Origin of the sequence: Bradyrhizobium sp. CCBAU 051011, assembly GCF_009930815.1 — a bacterium.
Taxonomy (GTDB): domain Bacteria; phylum Pseudomonadota; class Alphaproteobacteria; order Rhizobiales; family Xanthobacteraceae; genus Bradyrhizobium.
The window spans coordinates 4644355-4662311 of the sequence record NZ_CP022222.1 but is presented as its reverse complement, the minus strand read 5'-3'; the positions used below and the strand labels follow the sequence as shown (position 1 = coordinate 4662311).

The following is a 17957-nucleotide window of genomic DNA, read 5'->3' as shown; positions in this document are numbered from 1 at the left end:
TGCGGCAGGCGCTGGATATAAGGTTACCGGCGTGGCGGTGGCAAGGTGCTCCTCAACATCGTCTGCCCGTGCGGAGAGACCCCCCACCCCGGCCCTCCCCCGCAAGCGGGAGAGGGAGACACCCGCTGCGATAGCGAGTGAAAATTCAACGCAGCAGCTAGACGCAACTTCAATCAATTCAAATGTTACGCGCGCTCGCCATCAAGCCCCGCGGTGCGCCCCCTCTCCCGCACTTGTGGGGGAGGGTTGGGGTGGGGGTGGCGCGGCAGCGGAATTCTCGCATCAGACCTCACACCGCTGTCTTCCGGTGCCGCACCGGCGCGCCGACCGTGAGGCTTTCGGCGGCGTCGATGATGGCGTTGGCGTCGATGCCGTAGTGGCGGTAGAGGTCGCCAATGGTGCCTGTCTGGCCGAACTGCTCGACGCCGAGCGCCTCAAGGCGGTGACCGCGGACACTGCCGAGCCAGCCGAGCGCGGCCGGATGGCCATCGATCACGGTCACGATGCCGCAGTCGCGGCCGAGCGGCGCCAGCAGTTTTTCGATGTGGCTGAGATGCTGGATGCCACGGCGGTCACGGCGCAAATTCCGCGCCGCGGACCATCCGGCATGCAGCCGATCGGCAGAGGTTACCGCCAGTAAACCAACGTCGCGGTGGCTTTCACCGATGAAGCCCACCGCCTCGATCGCCTCCGGCGCCACCGCGCCGGTATAGGCGATCACGATATCGCAGTTCGGTCCCGGCTGGCGCAGCCAGTAGGCACCCTCGGTGATGTCCCGTTGCAGGTCCGGCGTCATGATCCGCTGCGGCTGATCGATGGTGCGCGTCGACAGCCGCAGATAGACCGAACCGCCCTCGCCGCCTTCGCGCTGCATGTGACGAAAACCCCACCCCATGATCGCGGCGAGTTCATCGACGAAAGCCGGCTCGAACGAGGCCAGCCCATCCTGCGCCATGCCGATCAGCGGCGTCGCGATCGACTGGTGCGCGCCGCCTTCCGGCGCCAGCGTAATGCCGGATGGCGTCGCCACCACCATGAAGCGCGCATCCTGGTAGCAGGCATAGTTCAGCGCATCGAGACCGCGCTCGATGAAGGGATCGTACAGCGTGCCGACCGGCAGCAGCCGCTCGCCGTTGATCTGATGCGACAGCCCCAGCGCCGATAGCATGATGAACAGGTTCATCTCGGCGATGCCGAGTTCAAGGTGCTGTCCCTTCGGCGAAAATTCCCAGGTGTAGGCGGACGGGATTTTCTCCTGCCGGAACAGGTCGTGGTTTTCGGCCTTGGCAAACAGCCCGCGGCGGTTGACCCAGGCGCCGAGATTGGTCGACACCGTGACGTCGGGCGACGCGGTGACGATGCGCGCGGCCAGTTCGGTGTCGCCACGCGCGAGCTCGTTGAGCACCAGCCCAAAGCCCTGCTGCGTCGACATCTGCGCCGCCGGCTTGAAGGTGAGCTGTTGCGGCACGTCGATGACGTCAGCGGTGAGACGGCGGCGGCCTTCCTGATTGAAGGGCGCTGCCGCCAAAAATGCTTCGAGTTCGGCGGGCGCCTGCGACAAGCCTTCGAACTTGTCCCATTCGTGGCCGGGACGGATGTTCTGCGCGCCGCGCCACTTCTCCATCTGCGCCACCGTCATCAGGCCGGCGTGATTGTCCTTGTGGCCCTGCATCGGCAGGCCGACGCCCTTGATGGTGTAGGCGATGAAGCAGACCGGACGGTCGTGATCGATCGATTCAAATGCCTCGATCATGCTGGCCATGTCATGGCCGCCGAGGTTGGACATCAGCGCCAGCAACTCTTCGTCGCTGCGACGGTCGATCAGTTGCGACACCTGTCCCTGATCGCCGATGTCGTCCTGCAGATGTTTGCGGAACGCCGCCCCGCCCTGGAAGCACAGCGCCGCATACATCTGGTTCGGGCAATTGTCGATCCAGCGCCTCAAGGCTTCGCCGCCGGGTTCGGCGAACGCCGCCTGCATCAGGCGGCCGTATTTCACGATCACCACGTCCCAGCCGAAATTGCGGAACATGGTCTCGAACTTCTCCCACAGCCCTTCGCGCACCACGGCGTCCAGGCTTTGGCGGTTATAGTCGACGATCCACCAGGTGTTGCGCAGTGCGTGCTTCCACCCCTCCAGCAGCGCCTCGAAGATGTTTCCCTCGTCCATCTCGGCGTCGCCGACCAGCGCGATCATCCGCCCCTCGGGCCGGTCCTTCATCCAGCCATGGGCGGTGACGTAATCCTGCACCAGCGAGGAGAACAGCGTTTGCGCGACACCGAGGCCAACCGATCCGGTGGAGAAATCGACGTCGTCGGCATCCTTGGTGCGCGATGGGTAGGACTGCGCGCCCTTGTAGCCGCGGAAATTTTCCAGTTTTTCGCGAGTCTGGTGTCCGAACAGATACTGGATGCTGTGAAACACCGGGCTTGCATGCGGCTTCACCGCGACGCGGTCCTGCGGACGGAGCACGGAGAAGTACAGCGCCGACATGATGTTGGCGAGCGAGGCGGACGAAGCCTGATGGCCGCCGACCTTCAACCCGTCGCTATTGGGCCTGACATGGTTGGCGTGATGGATGGTCCACGACGACAGCCACAACACCTTGCGCGCCAGCGCGGTCAGCGTTTCCAGGCGTGCGGGCTCGATCGGCATGGCCATGCTCCGGAGGCGTTCAGTATGCGCCGATTTTAGCGGGCGGCAGGACACCAAAATTCTCAATTTGCTGCGACATACCGCCCAATATTGGGATAGTTTACCACAATCGCCCCCAAAACCACGAGTTCATCCCAATGCCGTCCCTCGACGCCATCGACCGCAAGATCCTCGGCCTGCTGCAATCCGACAGCCGCATGACCATGCAGGAGCTCGCCGACAAGGTCGGCCTGTCGGTATCGCCCTGCCATCGCCGCGTGAAACTTCTGGAGGAGCGCGGCGTCATCACCCGCTATATCGCGACCGTCGACCAGAAATCGTTGGGCTTGCACGTCAGCGTCTTCATCTCGATCAAGCTGGCGCGGCAGAAGGAGGAAGACCTCAACCGCTTTGCCAAGGCGATTTCGAAATGGGACGAGGTGCTGGAGTGCTACCTGATGACCGGCAACCGCGATTACCTCCTGCGCGTCGTTGCGGCTGATCTTTCCTCCTACGAAGCATTCCTGAAGAACAAGCTGACGCGGCTGGATGGCGTTGCCTCGATCGAGTCCAGCTTTGCGCTGAGCCAGGTGAAATATTCGATCGCGCTGCCGGTGTAACGTGAGGGCCCGCTGGTGGCCCCGCCCTTCGAGACGGCCGCTGCGCGGCCTCCTCAGGGCGAGGGGATGGATGCTTGGCGATGCACCCTCCCCGTCATTGCGAGCGCAGCGAAGCAATCCATCTATCCGCGTACGTGGTGACAATGGATTGCTTCGCTGCGCTCGCAATGACGTGGACATAGTTTCGCGATCTCGCGACGCTGATCGCCCGAGGTTTGTATCTTCTTTCCCGCCCTCTCATTGTGAGGGCGCAGGGAAGACCGGGTGCTTGCTGCACCCGAGGTCTCGTGTGCCATTACGCATAGCAAAAAACGCACACGAGCATACAGGTACAGCGGAAACACTCCGGCCTTCCCTGCGCAATGGCTTTACGGCTTACTTCGTGCTCTTCCCGGAGAACGGCTCTTTTGCCTCCGTCGCTCCACGAGATAATTCGTGAAACTTAACGCCAGCACCGCGGCGCCCGAACCACACGACTTCGCCGTACGCTTCGCGCGTACGTCGAGCGCGCCATCAGCGTCCATCGCATCTCACCGCACGTTCGTGACGATGGCCAACGCCCCTCATCTTGCCGTGAGACGGGCGGAGTTATGCGACTGATTTGGGTGAGAACGAAAGCGGAATATTTTTGATTCACGGCCTTGACACAATTTCTGAAAACCAGAAGTGATTTGCCTGCCGGGCCAGGTGGCGCAGTTGCGCGTTCATATTTGGCTTGCGCGCGGAGCAAATCAACTCGGACTCCCTAGGGTGGGCAAAGGAGCGCTAGCGACGTGCCCACCATCTATCACCGATCGTGCTGCTTGATGGTGGGCACGCTTGCGCTTTGCCCACCCTTCTGTAACGGGCCTCGATTAGTCAATCCCTTTGCGTTGTCCGCCCGCCGGGGTCTCGCTTCTGTACGGGGTCGGCGCAGGGCCGCCACCTGATGGGGTTGGAAGAGGATAGGTCGACCAATCTACGTTGTGCGTGCTCACGAGGGCGACCTGGTGGGCAACGGCCTGACCTGATCCATCGTCCCGGCGAAGGGACTTCGCTTCGAGAAGGCCTGGTGTTGTGACCCGCCCGAAAACTGTTGTGTCTCTCCTGTTAGGCTGCGGCAGCAGCGGCGTTAAAGGGTGTTCCGTCGGCGAGCATGCGATGCATGATCACCGCGAGCCGGCGCGCCAGCGCCACTTTGGCTTTGTTCGTGCCGGCGCGCCGTTTGATCCGCATGGCCCAGCTCTTCAATTGCGAACAGCCTTTGACCGGCTTGGTCAGCATGACGTTGGCGGCTTCGTAAAGCACCGTGCGCACCGAAGCATCACCGATCTTGCTGATCCGGCCGGTGTAGTCGGTCTCGCCGGATTGATGCTTCTTCGGGGTCAACCCGAAATGGGCTCCTGCCTGCTTCGACGATTTGAACCGGGCTGGATCGTCGATCGCGCTGGCATAGGTTAGCGCCACGATTGGGCCGACCGCCGGGACTGACGTCAGCAGCCGTGCTTGCATGTCGGATCGCACCATCCTGCGGATCTGCTTCTCGAAGGCTGCGAACTCGGCCCGCAGCACTGTTCGCACCGCTAGCAGCGCCTTGGCGATCGTTTGCAGGTGCGGGTGGCCCGCCACGAGCTCCTCGATCCGTCCCGCGAACGTCTGCCCGGTCGTCTTGCCAACCTTCAGGCCAAAACCGCGCAGGATCCCGCGCAGACTGTTCTCCACGTCGTGAAGCTTCGATTGCACCAGCTTGCGCGCCGTCAGCAGCGATCGGGTCTCTTGCGCACTCATCGATTTGCAATGCACTGGCCGGAACCAGCCCAGCCGCATCAGTTGCGCGATGCCGCGGGCATCGTTGCGATCCGACTTGACCGGCATCGCCTCGAACGCCTTCCGCACGTGCCGCGTCTCCAGCAGTTCCACGGCAAGGCCGGCTATCTTCATGGCCGCAAACAGCCATTGCGACAATGGTCCGGCCTCCAGCCCGATCCGCTCCAGGCCGAAGCCCAGCGAACCGAACCAGGCGATTAGGGCTTGCGGCTCGCTCGCCACCTTGGCCTCGCGCACGATCTTGCCATTGGCGTCGACAACGCACACGCTCGAGCATTCCAATGACACGTCGATTCCGGCATAATGCTCCATGGTCGTCTCTCCTTGATGCTTGGAGCGAGGCTCATCCCTCTGACTCCGTAACACCATCAATGTGAGGGACGACCGCCCGCCTTCCAGGCAGGTCGCGCGAAGCGCGCCACCCAACACCGCCGTAGCAAGCGCGGCTTGCCTGGAGGGTGGACCGGGGCCCGTTACCCCATCTACGACGTTGCCCGCTTCGCCGCATGACCGTTTTCGCGGGATTTGCGTCATTTCGCGCCGGATATAGCGGCTGTAGACTCCAGTCAACTCAGGAAATATCGAGCCACGCGTATCATGACATCGCGACGCCTGTTGTGGAGCGCCCTTGGCGCTGTCGTACTGCTCGCCATCATCGGTGGAGGCTGGTTGTGGTCGCTGCCGCCGTCGCCATCCGCCGCAGCACCACCGCCGATCGCGCAAGCCGAGCGCGACGCGACGGTCGCCGCGTTGAAGCCGCCGAAGCGGCAGCGGCCGCTGGTCGCCATCATCGGGATCAATGACGCCACCGAGACTACCGACTATCTGATGCCCTACGGCATCCTGCGGCGGGCCGGCGTTGCCGACGTCGTCGCGCTGGCAACGAAACCGGGTCCCGTGACGCTCTATCCGACGCTCAAGGTCGAGCCGGACGCGACGATCGCCGAGTTCGACGCACAGCATCCCGATGGCGCCGACTACGTGATCGTGCCCGCGATGAGCAGGGATGACGACCCCGAGGCGCTGCAATGGATCAGAGGCCAGGCGGCGAAGAAGGCAATCATCATTGGCGTGTGCGTTGGCGCCAAGGTGGTCGGCGATGCCGGACTGCTGCATGGCAAGCGGGCGACCACCCACTGGTATTCCGTCAAGGAGTTGCGTGGCAAGCATCCAACGATGCGCTACGTCGAAGACCGGCGGCTGGTGGTCGATGACGGCGTGGCGACGACGACAGGTATCACCGCGTCGATGCCGATGTCGCTGACGCTGATCGAGGCGATCGCCGGACGCGACAAGGCCAAGGCGGTCGGCCGGGATATCGGCGTTGCCGAATGGGACGAGCGACATGACAGCGACGCGTTCAAGTTCACGCGCCCATTTGCGCTGACGGCCATCCGTAACACGGCTGCGTTCTGGGCGCACGAGCAGCTCGGCATCGAACTCAAGCAAGGCGTCGACGAGGTGTCGCTGGCGCTGATCACCGACGCGTGGTCGCGGACCTACCGGTCACAGGCGGTGACGTTCGCACGCACGGCCGGCGCGCAGCAGAGCCGCGGCGGCTTGCGGATCATTCCCGACCAGGTCGCGGCGAACTGGCCTGCGGCGCGATTGCTGCCGAGCGATGCCACGAAACCGGCGGAAGCGCTGGACAATGCGCTTGCGGGCATTGCTGCGCGTTACGGAACGGATACGGCGGACTTCGTCGCGATGCAGCTTGAGTATCCGAAACGTCCGTAGCGTGGGCAAAGCGACCGCGTCCGCCGTAGCTCAACGAGCGAAGGCGGAAGCGTGCCCACCATCGACCCATGCCGTGTCGCGAATGGTGGGCACAACTGGTTCTCTCGTCATTGCGAGCGCAGCGAAGCAATCCATTGTCACCTCTTGCACGGAAAGATGGATTGCTTCGCTGCGCTCGCAATGACGTGGAGAGAGCGTGGGCCTCATGGTTCTCCCGGCGATGCGAAGCATCGTCTGGAGACGGCACTCCGCGCCTCCTCACCATGAGGGTTCAATTGTTGCTACCCCCTCCGAAGATCATCACCGCCACGGCTCGACGATGATCTTGGTATGCGCTTCGGGATTGGCGAGATCGGCGAATGCTTTTGCCACGCCGTCGATGCCGACGCTGGCCGTCACCATCGAGGCGGCGTCGACCTCCCCTTCCGCGATCAGGCGCAGCGAATAGGCGAATTCCTCCGGCGTGTAGCCGAGCACATATTGAACGTTGAGCTCCTTGAGGATGCCGAGCATCGGCTCGGCGCGGTCGGTCTCCATGCAGACGCCGACAACGACGATGCGCGCATCGCGCGGCGCGCCTTCGAACACCTGCTGGATCAGGCCGGGCACGCCGACGCATTCGAAGATCAGCGCGGGTTTCAGCGCCGGCAACAATGCCTGCAATGGCGGGCGCGCGGCCTTTTCCTCCGGCGACATCTGGGCGTGCTCGGCCCACGTCGCATAAGGCTGCGTGTGCGCAGGATCAACCACCACGTCGGCGCCGAGCTTTTCGGCGAGCGCGCGGCGGGCCGGCGAGTAATCGGCGGCGACAATCGGGTGCAGCCCCTTGATCTTCAGCGCCGCAATGACCGCAAGCCCGACCGGTCCGCAGCCGATCACGAGCGGCACCTCGCCTCCCCTGATGTTGGCTTTTGCTACGGCGTGCACGCCGACCGCCAGCGGCTCGGTGAGCGCGGCGTGCTCGGCGGCGAGGCCGTTCGGGACCTCCAGCAGCAAGGCCTCGCTGAGCAGCATACGCTCGGCGTAGGCGCCGATATTGTCGTTGGAATAGCCGATGCCCTGCGGGCCTTCCGGCGTCAGCAGCGCCGGCAGCGAACAGACCTTTGTGCCGAGCTTGAACTTGCCCGTCGTGCCCGGGCCATAGTCCAGCACCTCGCAGCAGAATTCATGGCCGAACACGACGTCGCGCGAAAGGTCCATCGGTTTGCGGCCGGGAAAATGCTTGGCGAGTTCGACCATTCGGTGCGCGTGCTTGCGCGCGTGCAGGTCGGAGCCGCAGATGCCGCAGGCCAGCGATTTCACCAGCACCTGCCCGGCGCCGGGTTTTGGCTCCGGCATCTGGTCGACGACAATTTCCCCATGGCGGAAAATGGCTGCGCGCACGAAACATCCTCCCGGTAATTTTCTTCACCTTAGATCATGACGTGATTTCATCAAATCGCATCATCATCCAGGGCATGTACTCATAAATTCGCGATGTCAGCTTATTCCCCAGCGGGCGGAGAAGCGAACAACGCTCTACTACATCGGGTGAGTCTGTTAATCGCGGTTGCCCGCGGACGCCAGCTTCCGGCCTATCCAAGTACCGAGCGCAATTGTCGTCAGCAATGCGCCCCAAAAAACGAGCAAAGGAACTGGATCAAAGGCGACATCGGTTTTTTTGAGCCAGAGATATGCGACGATTGCTCCGATAAAACTTGCTGTCAGGCAAATTAGACGAGCAACATCCCGGCGGTGCACGAACATTCCGACAGGTACGCCGACAATCAGGCCGGGGATGATTGAGGCGAGAAACGCTCCGCCTCCGAAGACAACAAAAATAATAAAGACGCCAAAGCCATCCATCGGTCAGTGCTCCAGTTCGCGCACCATCTGCATTTAACGGACGCCTGCTATTAAGTGACAAAGCCCCCAAACCAAGACATCATCAGGTGCTGCGTTTCAAACGCTGTTTCAAACACTTAATTCTGCAAAACCACATCTGAGAGTCCAAAAGCGAACCGACAGCTTAACGCCCATTGGTATTTTGATCGTACGCAACTGGGGATGCGAGTCGGCACCGTGTTGGAAGTATTGATTACCAAGCGAAGCCTGACGAAATGGGAATGGCGGGTCTGTGACCGCCATGGCACGACGATCATGGGCGGGTTTGAAACCACCCGACCAGCGGCCAACTACAGGGGTAATCGGGCGCTATTTCTCCTGTTATCTACGCGCTGGGCATTACGGTGATCGCTCAAGACATCGCGGGCCAGAGCGAGTCGGAAAACCTGTTTCCACCTTTCCGCATCATGCTCTAGCACGGAGGATCACCACGAATAGCGCACCACACCCTTGCCGGCGTAGGAATTGGTGACGTTGGAAAACTGGCCTTCGAAGATCGCGGCCGCAGACCAACCGTTCAGCCATTTCATCTCGGCCGCACCGGTCACGAGCGCGGAGTCATGCGCCTGCGCCGCGCCGTTGACGACGAAGGCCGCGCCCGGCAGCGCCTGGAACAAGGCCGTGACGTTACGGTCGGTGTTGAAATCATGCGCCCAGGCGGCGCGGCCGCGCAGCGTCAGGATGCCTGACGGCATCGCCCAGGATTTGTCGGTGCGAACACCAAGCTCGGTGCGCGACGCCGTGACGTCCTTGGCCGCATAATTCAGCGCGAAGGTGCCTGCGCCCGCCAGTACCTGCTCGGCATAGGCCGGCAGGCTGTAGGTGGTGAACTGGCCGGCTGCATAAGGCGTGATGCCCATCCACGGTGTGGTGTAACGATAGCCGCCCTCGATGCGGCCGGAGAAAGCATTGGCGTTGAACTGCGCGCGCAGCCGCTCGAAGCCGGCAACCGTCACGGTGCGCTCCGTGGTCACGTCCTGCCAGCCATAGGCGGTTGCGGCGGTGATGTAGGCGTTGCCGATGTTGTGGCGCACGAAGGCGCCGGCCTGGAACAGATCGGAGCGGCCGGAGCCGAAACCTGAGACGCTGAAATTGGTGCCGCCGCCAGCAAGCGCAAAACCTGCCAGCGTATCGGGCGAGAGGCGGTAGTCGACGCCAACCGCAAAGCCAAACACGCGCGCGGTGGCATCGTTCGATCCGAGCGCCGCATTGCCCGACGTGTTGCTGCCGCCACCGTAAGCGGAGCCCCAGACGCTCCAGCGCTGGTCGAACAGATCGTTGCGCGCGCCATCGGCCTTGGTCGGGAATTTGGCCAAGGCGTCGCGCGCGGCGCCGCGCTTCTTCGCGGCATAGCCAAGCGCGCTCTCCTCGGCGAACGGGACAGCGCCGGCATTGCCGCCGATCCCGCCGCTACGGCCCGCCACGAACGGATCCGAGATCAGCGACAGGAACAGGTTCATGGCATCGAAGGTCGCCTGCTGCGATCCGGTCGCCAGTTCGCCCGAGACCTGCGTCAGGCCGGCCGGCGACAGCGAAGCGAAGGAAGCCGGAAGGCCGCCGGTCGTGTTGAAGAAATTGGTGAGGCTGTTCGCGACGTTCTGCTGGTTGACGTTGAGGCCGCCGCCATAGCTCAGCGCGAAATTCAGGTAGACGTTGTTGAGGTCATAGCTGAGGCTTGCGTTGAGGTTCGATGCGCTCGACACAACCGGGTGGAACGTACCAGATACGCCGCCGGTCGCGGTCAGGATCGTGTACTGCTTCGCCACCGTGCCGCTCGGAACGACAACGACAGTCGCGCCGCCAAGCGTAGCTACGCCGGTGACCATGGTCAGGTCGCTGCTCGCGCCCGAGATCTCGACCATGTAGCTCGACGCTGCCGAGAAGGTCAGGCTGCCCGCCACGTTGATTGCGCCGATGGAATTGCCCGGCGCCAGCGTGCCGCCGTTGACGAAGACGTTGTCGATGGTGCCGGTGCCGCCGAGCGTGCCGCCGGCGTTGACGGTGACCACGCCATTGATGACGCCGTTGACCGCGAGCGTGCCGCCAAGCACGTTCCAGTCCTGCGCGCCGGTGCCGGTGACGGTCCAGTTCGAGCTGCCGACCTTGTTGAAGGTCGAAAAGCCGTCATATTGCTGGCCGGCGCCGATCAGGCTGAGGTTGAATGTGTCCGTGCCGGTGCCGCCGAGTTGCAACGCGCCGCCACTGCCGAGCACGAGGCCGTTGATGACGCTGCCCGGCCCGAGCGTCAGCACGCCGCTGCAGCCGCAGAGTTCGATCGCCGCAAATCCTGCAGCGGCATTGATGGTGCCCGAGTTGAAGACCGTACCGCTGCCGCTCAGCATGATACCGACGCCGAACCCGCCCGCGCCGACGTTGATCGTTCCGGTGTTGATGACGGAGTTAGTGCCGACGAAACTGCTGACGTCGATGCCGACGGCAAATCCGCTTCCGACGGTGATGGTGCCACTGTTGGTGATGGTGTTGGAATCGCCGAGCACGACGATGCCGAAGGAATCGTCCCCGAGAACGATATGGCCGATATTGTTGATGGTGCCGGACGAGCCGTTATAGGCGACGCCGGCGTTGTCGATGCCGCCATTGATGGTGCCGAAATGAGTGATCACGGCTCGGTCGCCCTGCGCGGAAATTGCAGCCGTGTTGTTGCTGATATTGATGACGCCGTTGCTGGTAATCATCGCGTCGTCGCCGGACACGTCGATTCCGGTGCCGAAGGAACCGACGTTCATCGTGCCGGCATTGTTGACGATGGCGCGATGGCCCTGCACCGAGATGCCGGCGGCATTCAGACCGACGGTGATGGTTGCGCCGACGAGGTTGCTGATCGTGTTATCGTCATTGACAGCAAAGACGGCAGCCCCCGGCCCGGCCGCGTCGCCGATTGTGATTTGACCGGCATTCGTTATGTTGCTGTTGCCGGCGGCGAAGATTCCGACGCCGTCGTCGCCGAGGGCAATAACGCCGGAGGCGGCGTTGACGATCGTGTTGTTCACGCCGGCGAAGATGCCGGTGGTCGATGGCCCGGCGGTGAGCGTGCCGCTGTTGGTCACCGTGTTGAAGTCGTTGACGCCGAGGATCACGCCACCGCCGCCGTCGCTGACGGTCGCTCCCGTCAGCACGTTGACGGCGAGATTGTCGACGCCGCCGCCGGCCTGAAAGCCGCCCGGGGTGTTGCCGCTGCAGGTGACGGTATCGCCGCTCGACGCCGGATCGGGCGCACAGGCTGCGTTCGCGGGTGTCGTCGACAGGCACAGGCCAACGAGAAACGCCGACATCGCGACTGCCCGCGCAGCCACAGCCCGATGGCGTCGGCCCTGCGCCGACGATAGCAATTGAAAATACAACGCCCGAACCCCATTCCCCGGCGCTCTGCGGCGCCATAGGAACTCACTAGCATGGGTTCCGCCGTAGAATTACGGATGCGGAGATGAATCCGCCAGATTTGCACCACAACCAAGCGTTTTACGGCACCGATGTGGCACCCGCGCCACGTTTTTGGCGGGTGTGACCACGACTCAGTGGCCGCGCAGGATCAGGCGTTGGGGGACGGCTCGCCCGAGACAGCCAGAAGCTGCGAGCGGCGGACGCGTTCGCGATGTGCAGTATAAAGGCCCGAAGCGACGATGAACGCGGCGCCGGTGATGGTGTAGGCATCAGGGACTTCGCCGAAGATGAGGAAGCCGAGCACGCTGACCCACAGCAATTGCGTGTAGGAAAACGGCGCCAGCACGGAGGCGTCGGCATAGCGAAACGCCAGCACCACGATCCACTGCCCCGCGGTCGAGGCGATGCCGATGAAAACGCCGAAGGCGATGTCATGCCAGGTCGGCGTGACCCAGACGAACGGCACCAGCGCGGAGAGAATGCAGAGGCCGACGATCGACGAATAGGCCATCACGGTGATGGCGCGCTCGGTGCCGCTCATCATCCGCGTGATGATCAGCGTGCAGGCCCAGGCCAGCGCCGAGACCAGCGGAAAGAACGCCGCCGGGTGAAACGCGCCGGTGCCCGGACGCAGGATGATGATGACGCCGACGAGGCCAACGCCGGTCGCGATCCAGCGGCGCAGGCCGACCTTCTCGCTGAGGAAGATGATCGACAGCGCGGTGACGAACAGCGGCGCGACGAAGCCGGTCGCGGAAGCCTCCGCAATCGGGAGGTACCGCAGGCCGGAGATGAAGAACAGCGACGAGCCCAGGATCGTCAGGCCGCGCAAGAGATGCAGACCGGGCCGGCCGGTCTGCATCGCAAACAGCGGGGAACCCGGCATCATCGCCGGCGTCATGATCATCGCGAACACCAGGAAGCGGATCCAGGCGATCTCGATCGAGGGCAGTGTCGCCGAGAGATATTTCGCCGTCACGTCGGAGGCGCCAAGAAATACCGTCGAGGCCAGTACCAGCGCGATGCCCTTGAACGGTCGGTCGGCGCGCGCGGGCGCCTTGCGGATCGTCGACTTCTTTTCGGGCAAAGGCAGATGAACGCTGTCCAGCCTGGCGGCTGCGGCGGGGGGCGGTGTCACGGCAATCTCGAAGGCGGTAATTTCGAATCGGGCGAGGTTGTAAAAAACACCAATTGGCCCGATGCGACTAGGTCCGAAAGCGGGATGCGGATATGCGCTGAGGGGGCAATTGCAACACTTTGTTAAGGACGGTGTTCACGGTGATGTGTTTGAGGAGCGCATGCGCGCGATGACGTGAACTCCGCTTCAACCTCGCCCCGCTTGCGGGGAGAGGTCGGAATTTGCGCGAAGCGCGAATTCCGGGTGCGGGGGTACAGGTCTATCGGTGAACGCATGCTCGCGGAGAGAGCCCCTCACCCCTACCCTCTAAGAGCAAGCTTCGCTTGTCTCGACCCCGCGAAGAGCGGGGAGAGGGAGCGGAGAGACCTACAGCATCGGCAGGCCGCGTGGCTTGGGGCCGCGTGGGAAGGCCTTGTCGAGTGCGACGATCTCCTGCTCGCTGAGTTTCAGATCCCCTGCCCTCGCATTCTCTGCCGCGTGTTCCGCGCTCGACGCCTTGGGAATCGCGAGCACCGATTGCGCACGCGTGAGAAACGCCAGCGCGACCTGGCGCGGGCTCGCCTGGTGCGCATCCGCGATCGCCTGCAGCACCTCGCCGCCCTTGCTGCGCGGCGATGGAAACTCATCATGACCGAACGGCGAGTAGGCGACGACGGCAACGCCATGCTTCTCGCACCACGGGATCACCGCATGCTCGATCGCGCGCTCCAGCAGATGATAGAGCACCTGATTGCAGGCGATCTTGCCCTGTCCGGCGACATCGAGCAGTTCGTCGAGATCGTCCTCATCGAAATTGCTGACGCCCCAGGAGCGGATTTTTCCGCTTCTCACCAGTTCGTCGAACGCCGCCACCGTCTCCTCGAACGGATAGGAGCCGCGCCAGTGCAGGAGATAACAATCGAGATAATCGGTCTTCAACCGCTTCAGCGAACGCTCGCAGGCCGTGACGGTGCCGCGACGCGAGGCGTTGCTCGGCAACACTTTTGAGACGAGAAAGAGTTTTTCACGCGGCAGCCCAGCGATCGCGTCCGCGATCACGAGCTCGGCATCGCCATACATCTCCGCGGTGTCGATATGGGTCATGCCGGTTTCGATACCGCGGCGGAGCGCTGCGATCGCCGCCTTGCGGTCACCGCGGTCGAGATACCAGGTGCCCTGCCCGATCACGGATACGTCCGCACTGCCTGCGCCGAATTTTTTCTGCTTCACGATCACCTCAACTTCTGATCATGCCGACCACACGACGACGCTGCTGCCCGAGCGAATTCTCGGCGGGCAGACCGCGCAGCCAATCTCGGAAACTTGCGATTTCCGGACAATCCGCGGTGCCGGCGGGCGCAATCAGCCAGTCGCCGAGCCCGGATCCCTCCGTCACGCGATCGCAGCGGTAGCCCGGATGGTGGCCGACCCCACGCGCGATCAGCACATCGACCTTGCCCTCGATCAGCTCGGCCAAGCCGGCGGGCTGCAGCACCCGCAAGCCGATTTCCTCGTGGGCTGCGCGAAACTCCGCCAGCGCCAGACGGCGCAGATCGAAATTGCCGTGCACGCCCAGTTGCAACAGCGCCGCGCCCGTCGGCTTCAGTCGCACCGTTGCGTCCGCAATACGGCGAAAGCCGTCGGAAATTCTTGGCAGATAGGCCTGGCCGGCCTCGGTCAGGACAAGCTGCTTATGCAGCCGTTCGAACAGGCGGACGCCCAGGCGCGCCTCCAGCGATTTCACCTGCTGCCCCACGGCAGCAGGCGTCACATGCAGCTCGTGCGCGGCGAGCTTGAAGCTGAGATGCCGCGCCGCGGCTTCGAACGCGCGTAGCGCATTGAGCGGTGGAAGGATGTAGGTCATCGCCGTCCAGTTTGTCACTGATAGGCCGCAGCCTTGCAATAGATTTTCTTGAGCAGAGCCGCAGCAACAATGCTTTGCCGAGGGCTGATGCCGCCGGTTACGGTCGGTCTGCAATTTCCGGAGATCCCATGCCCCGCCGTATCGATCATCTCGTCATTTGTGTCCGCGATCTGGCGCAGGCCGCGCTGGATTGGCAAAAGCTCGGCTTCACCCTCACGCCGACCGGCGTGCATCCGTTCGGAACCAGCAACCGCCTGGCGATGTTCGGGAACAATTTTCTGGAGTTGCTGGCCGTCACGGACGCCGCCGCGGTGCCGCCGGCCGCGCCTGATAAGTTCAGCTTCGCCGCCCACAACCAGGATTTTCTGGCCACCACCGAGGGAATGTCGATGCTGGCCTTGCACAGCACCGACGCCCATGCCGATGCGGCGCGCTTCAAGGCCGATCACGTCAGTACCTATGCGCCGTTTGATTTTGGCCGCGATGCGGTGCTGCCGGGCGGCGGCACGGCGCGCGTCGCATTTTCACTGGCGTTCGCCACCAATCCCGCCATGCCCGGGATCGCCTTCTTCACCTGCCAGCAGCGTCACCCGCCGGAACTGTTCTGGAAACCCGACTATCAGCGCCACCCCAACGGCGCCTTGCGCGTGATCGAGGTCGTGATGTCGGCGCAGGAGCCGGCGGCGCACCGCGATTTCCTCGAGCGCGTCACGGAAAGCGAAGCCCAGTCTGTGCCCGGGCGGCTGACGGTCGGCGATAGCTGTGATCGGATCACCGTGCTCGATCCGGCCGAGATCGCACGCCGGCTGCCGGGTCTCGCCGGCGATACGTCGCCGCGCTTTTGCGCCGCGCGTCTGGCGGTCACCGATCTCGATGCGACCAAGCGCGCACTGAAAAACAACGGCGTCGACTTCGAGATGACCGGCGCCGCGCTGCTGATCCCGCCCGCGGCGTCGCATGGTCTGGCGCTCGAATTCGTCGAACAGGAGACAATCTGACATGGCAGACATCATCAGGCATAATCCCGCGGCGGTCCACGCGCCTTCCAGCGGCTACAGCATGGGGCTCGAAGTTGGCCAGCATCGCCGACTGCTGTTCGTCAGCGGACAGGTGCCGGAAAATTCCGACGGCAGCGTGCCCGAAGGTTTCGAGGCGCAGTGCGAGCAAGCCTGGCGCAACGTCATCGCGGTGCTCGCCGCCGCCGGCCTCGGCGTCGAGCACCTGGTCAAGATCAATACGTTTCTAACCGACAAAAGTCAGGTCTTGGCCAACCGCGCCATTCGCCGCAAGATGCTGCAAGGAAACGAACCGGCTTCCACGGTGATGATCGCCGAAACAGTCGACGGCAAATGGTTGCTGGAGATCGAGGCGATCGCCGCGGAATGAAACGCGTACCTGCGGGGGGGACATCTCATGGGCGAAATTCATCCATTCTATCAGGCGCATCGCGGCGCAATGGAAGCCGCCATGCGCCAGCGCCTCGATCTTGCCGAGACGATGTTGCGCGAACGCGCGCATCTCGCGGATTTGGACAAGGTCAGACAAGATGTGATGGATGAGTTCGAAATCGTGCTCAGCCAAATGCCTTATGTCGGAGGTGCGGCTAGCCGCATGAGCGACTTCTTCATCCGCTTGATGGGCTTTATGGCTATCGGGCGCGTGCTCCGGCGGCATGGCGTTGCTCTCCCGATAATTGGCGAATTCGAGCGAGAAAGTTACAAGGCTCAATTGCTGACCGTGCCGGAGGCCGAACGGCTCGCTTCGGGACGTCAATTCTTGTCTCGGGAGAACCAGTCCTTGCTACGCGAACAGGCAGCAAAAAGCCTGGCGAACGAATATCCAGAGGATTTTGTCTACGATTTCGTCGAGCCAGGACCCGGCGACAGCTTTGAATTCGGTATCGATTACAAGGCTTGTGGCTTCTGCAAATTCGCCGCTCGTCACGGAGATAAAGAAATCCTCCCACACATTTGCGGACTTGATTTCGAGGCCTACGCAACGCGCGGCATTCGTTTGGAACGAACCCAAACGCTGGCCGGCGGCGCCAGCCACTGCAATTTTCGCTTCTCCCACCTCGAAACAAAGTAGGACATGCGAGGCCGCCGCTTCGGGTCATTCATTAGGTGTGATTTCGGTTCTGCGCGAACCGCTCGACAAGGTCGGACCAAAACGGAACATATTTGATCTGTGAAGGCCAAGGCTTGCTGTTCCAGCTTGTGAACTCTCTTTCGAAATAGTCCTTCAGATTGGCACCGTAGTAGATTGCATCGGTGTAGAAGATGGAAAAAACGGGGTTGCCTGCCTCATGCGGCTGCTCGGGCAAGTATCGGTGACCAATCAGCGGGATTAGTTTAGGTGCTCGGGAAACCACTTCCCGCAGAACCTGCTCGCGAGCGCGGGCGCTGGAAGGTAACTTCCCCCACTCAGGCCACCAGAGTTGCCCCTGCTCGACGGACTTACGAAGCCCTTCGAAGGGCCAGTCCAGTGCCTGCCTTATCGCACGGTCGTCCATCCAATCGTGCCCATCCACCGGCCGCTTCCGCCTCAACAGGGCTACTAGGTCCGGCGGAAAGACTAAACCAAATCGGCGTTGCGCTCGGTCGAGTTCAGATTGTGTGTAGCCCTTGGTCCACCGACCGATAGTATCGCTCGACTTCCCCACCGCCAGTCTCCCGACTAACTTGCCCCTCATGCTTGCGGCCTTATATGCCATCGGTCGTATGCCTGCTATTGGCACGTTTGAGACATGCCAACAGGCCGTTCTGATGTCGGTTCATCGGGGTAGACCGGAAGTGATCGGCGCAGCGCCGAAGTGACGCGATTGACCCGAAGGCGACATCCTCCCGGATGGAAAGTGCTGTCTACGTAGTATAGTGTGATCGGAATATCGGT

General features: G+C 62.7%; 14 protein-coding genes. 5 read left to right on the top strand and 9 right to left on the bottom strand.

Features of this window, described 5'->3' with window-relative positions:
* Positions 1–289: 289 nt before the first annotated feature.
* Positions 290–2656, bottom strand: coding sequence for a transketolase (locus ACH79_RS21850; protein WP_161852837.1), 2367 nt, complete (start codon positions 2654–2656; stop codon positions 290–292).
* Between the two features lie 137 nt (positions 2657–2793).
* Between ACH79_RS21850 and ACH79_RS21845 the strand changes: the two genes are divergently transcribed.
* Positions 2794–3255, top strand: coding sequence for an Lrp/AsnC family transcriptional regulator (locus tag ACH79_RS21845; protein ID WP_161852836.1), 462 nt, complete (start codon positions 2794–2796; stop codon positions 3253–3255).
* 1089 nt (positions 3256–4344) lie between these two features.
* Here ACH79_RS21845 and ACH79_RS21840 read toward each other — a convergent pair.
* On the bottom strand, positions 4345–5373 hold the full coding sequence (locus tag ACH79_RS21840) for an IS110 family transposase (RefSeq protein ID WP_161849768.1): 1029 nt from the start codon (positions 5371–5373) through the stop codon (positions 4345–4347).
* Positions 5374–5658: 285 nt separating this feature from the next.
* Between ACH79_RS21840 and ACH79_RS21835 the strand changes: the two genes are divergently transcribed.
* The gene (locus ACH79_RS21835; protein WP_161852835.1) at positions 5659–6798 is read left to right on the top strand and encodes a DJ-1/PfpI family protein; all 1140 of its coding nucleotides are present in this window, start codon (positions 5659–5661) and stop codon (positions 6796–6798) included.
* A gap of 300 nt (positions 6799–7098) precedes the next feature.
* Here ACH79_RS21835 and ACH79_RS21830 read toward each other — a convergent pair whose 3' ends face one another.
* From ACH79_RS21830 to ACH79_RS21805, 6 genes are all read right to left on the bottom strand, one after another.
* Positions 7099–8181, bottom strand: a complete 1083-nt coding sequence (locus ACH79_RS21830) for a zinc-binding dehydrogenase (RefSeq protein WP_161852834.1) — start codon at positions 8179–8181, stop codon at positions 7099–7101.
* Positions 8182–8337: 156 nt separating this feature from the next.
* On the bottom strand, positions 8338–8643 hold the full coding sequence (locus tag ACH79_RS21825) for a hypothetical protein (protein ID WP_161852833.1): 306 nt from the start codon (positions 8641–8643) through the stop codon (positions 8338–8340).
* 464 nt (positions 8644–9107) lie between these two features.
* Positions 9108–11975: an autotransporter domain-containing protein gene (locus ACH79_RS21820; RefSeq protein WP_161852832.1), complete on the bottom strand. Its 2868-nt coding sequence runs from the start codon at positions 11973–11975 to the stop codon at positions 9108–9110.
* A 257-nt stretch (positions 11976–12232) separates the two neighbouring features.
* Complete coding sequence (locus tag ACH79_RS21815) at positions 12233–13177, bottom strand: DMT family transporter (RefSeq protein WP_161856491.1); 945 nt, start codon at positions 13175–13177, stop codon at positions 12233–12235.
* Positions 13178–13588: 411 nt separating this feature from the next.
* Entirely contained in the window at positions 13589–14431 is an 843-nt protein-coding gene (locus ACH79_RS21810; protein WP_161852831.1) for an aldo/keto reductase, read from the bottom strand.
* 7 nt (positions 14432–14438) lie between these two features.
* Positions 14439–15065, bottom strand: a complete 627-nt coding sequence (locus ACH79_RS21805) for a LysR family transcriptional regulator (RefSeq protein WP_161852830.1) — start codon at positions 15063–15065, stop codon at positions 14439–14441.
* A 128-nt stretch (positions 15066–15193) separates the two neighbouring features.
* Here ACH79_RS21805 and ACH79_RS21800 point away from each other — a divergent pair, with 128 nt between their 5' ends.
* The 3 genes from ACH79_RS21800 to ACH79_RS21790 are packed head-to-tail and all read left to right on the top strand — an operon-like array spanning position 15194 to position 17153.
* Positions 15194–16063 (top strand): VOC family protein, encoded by an 870-nt coding sequence (locus tag ACH79_RS21800; protein ID WP_161852829.1) that lies wholly within the window; start codon positions 15194–15196, stop codon positions 16061–16063.
* Position 16064: 1 nt separating this feature from the next.
* A complete protein-coding gene (locus tag ACH79_RS21795; RefSeq protein ID WP_161852828.1) occupies positions 16065–16451 on the top strand; it encodes a RidA family protein in 387 nt (128 codons plus the stop codon).
* Between the two features lie 27 nt (positions 16452–16478).
* The gene (locus tag ACH79_RS21790; protein ID WP_161852827.1) at positions 16479–17153 is read left to right on the top strand and encodes an L-2-amino-thiazoline-4-carboxylic acid hydrolase; all 675 of its coding nucleotides are present in this window, start codon (positions 16479–16481) and stop codon (positions 17151–17153) included.
* 31 nt (positions 17154–17184) lie between these two features.
* Here ACH79_RS21790 and ACH79_RS21785 read toward each other — a convergent pair whose 3' ends face one another.
* The gene (locus ACH79_RS21785) at positions 17185–17577 is read right to left on the bottom strand and encodes a hypothetical protein (RefSeq protein WP_246738060.1); all 393 of its coding nucleotides are present in this window, start codon (positions 17575–17577) and stop codon (positions 17185–17187) included.
* Between the last annotated feature and the right edge of the window lie 380 nt (positions 17578–17957).

Bases quoted from the DNA above. Each gene is read 5' to 3' on its own strand.
- ACH79_RS21850 (WP_161852837.1), bottom strand. From the start codon at position 2,656: ATGCCGATCGAGCCCGCACGCCTGGAAACGCTGACCGCGCTGGCGCGC.
- ACH79_RS21845 (WP_161852836.1), top strand. From the start codon at position 2,794: ATGCCGTCCCTCGACGCCATCGACCGCAAGATCCTCGGCCTGCTGCAA.
- ACH79_RS21840 (WP_161849768.1), bottom strand. From the start codon at position 5,373: ATGGAGCATTATGCCGGAATCGACGTGTCATTGGAATGCTCGAGCGTG.
- ACH79_RS21835 (WP_161852835.1), top strand. From the start codon at position 5,659: ATGACATCGCGACGCCTGTTGTGGAGCGCCCTTGGCGCTGTCGTACTG.
- ACH79_RS21825 (WP_161852833.1), bottom strand. From the start codon at position 8,643: ATGGATGGCTTTGGCGTCTTTATTATTTTTGTTGTCTTCGGAGGCGGA.
- ACH79_RS21820 (WP_161852832.1), bottom strand. From the start codon at position 11,975: ATGTCGGCGTTTCTCGTTGGCCTGTGCCTGTCGACGACACCCGCGAAC.
- ACH79_RS21805 (WP_161852830.1), bottom strand. From the start codon at position 15,065: ATGACCTACATCCTTCCACCGCTCAATGCGCTACGCGCGTTCGAAGCC.
- ACH79_RS21800 (WP_161852829.1), top strand. From the start codon at position 15,194: ATGCCCCGCCGTATCGATCATCTCGTCATTTGTGTCCGCGATCTGGCG.
- ACH79_RS21795 (WP_161852828.1), top strand. From the start codon at position 16,065: ATGGCAGACATCATCAGGCATAATCCCGCGGCGGTCCACGCGCCTTCC.
- ACH79_RS21790 (WP_161852827.1), top strand. From the start codon at position 16,479: ATGGGCGAAATTCATCCATTCTATCAGGCGCATCGCGGCGCAATGGAA.
- ACH79_RS21785 (WP_246738060.1), bottom strand. From the start codon at position 17,577: ATGGACGACCGTGCGATAAGGCAGGCACTGGACTGGCCCTTCGAAGGG.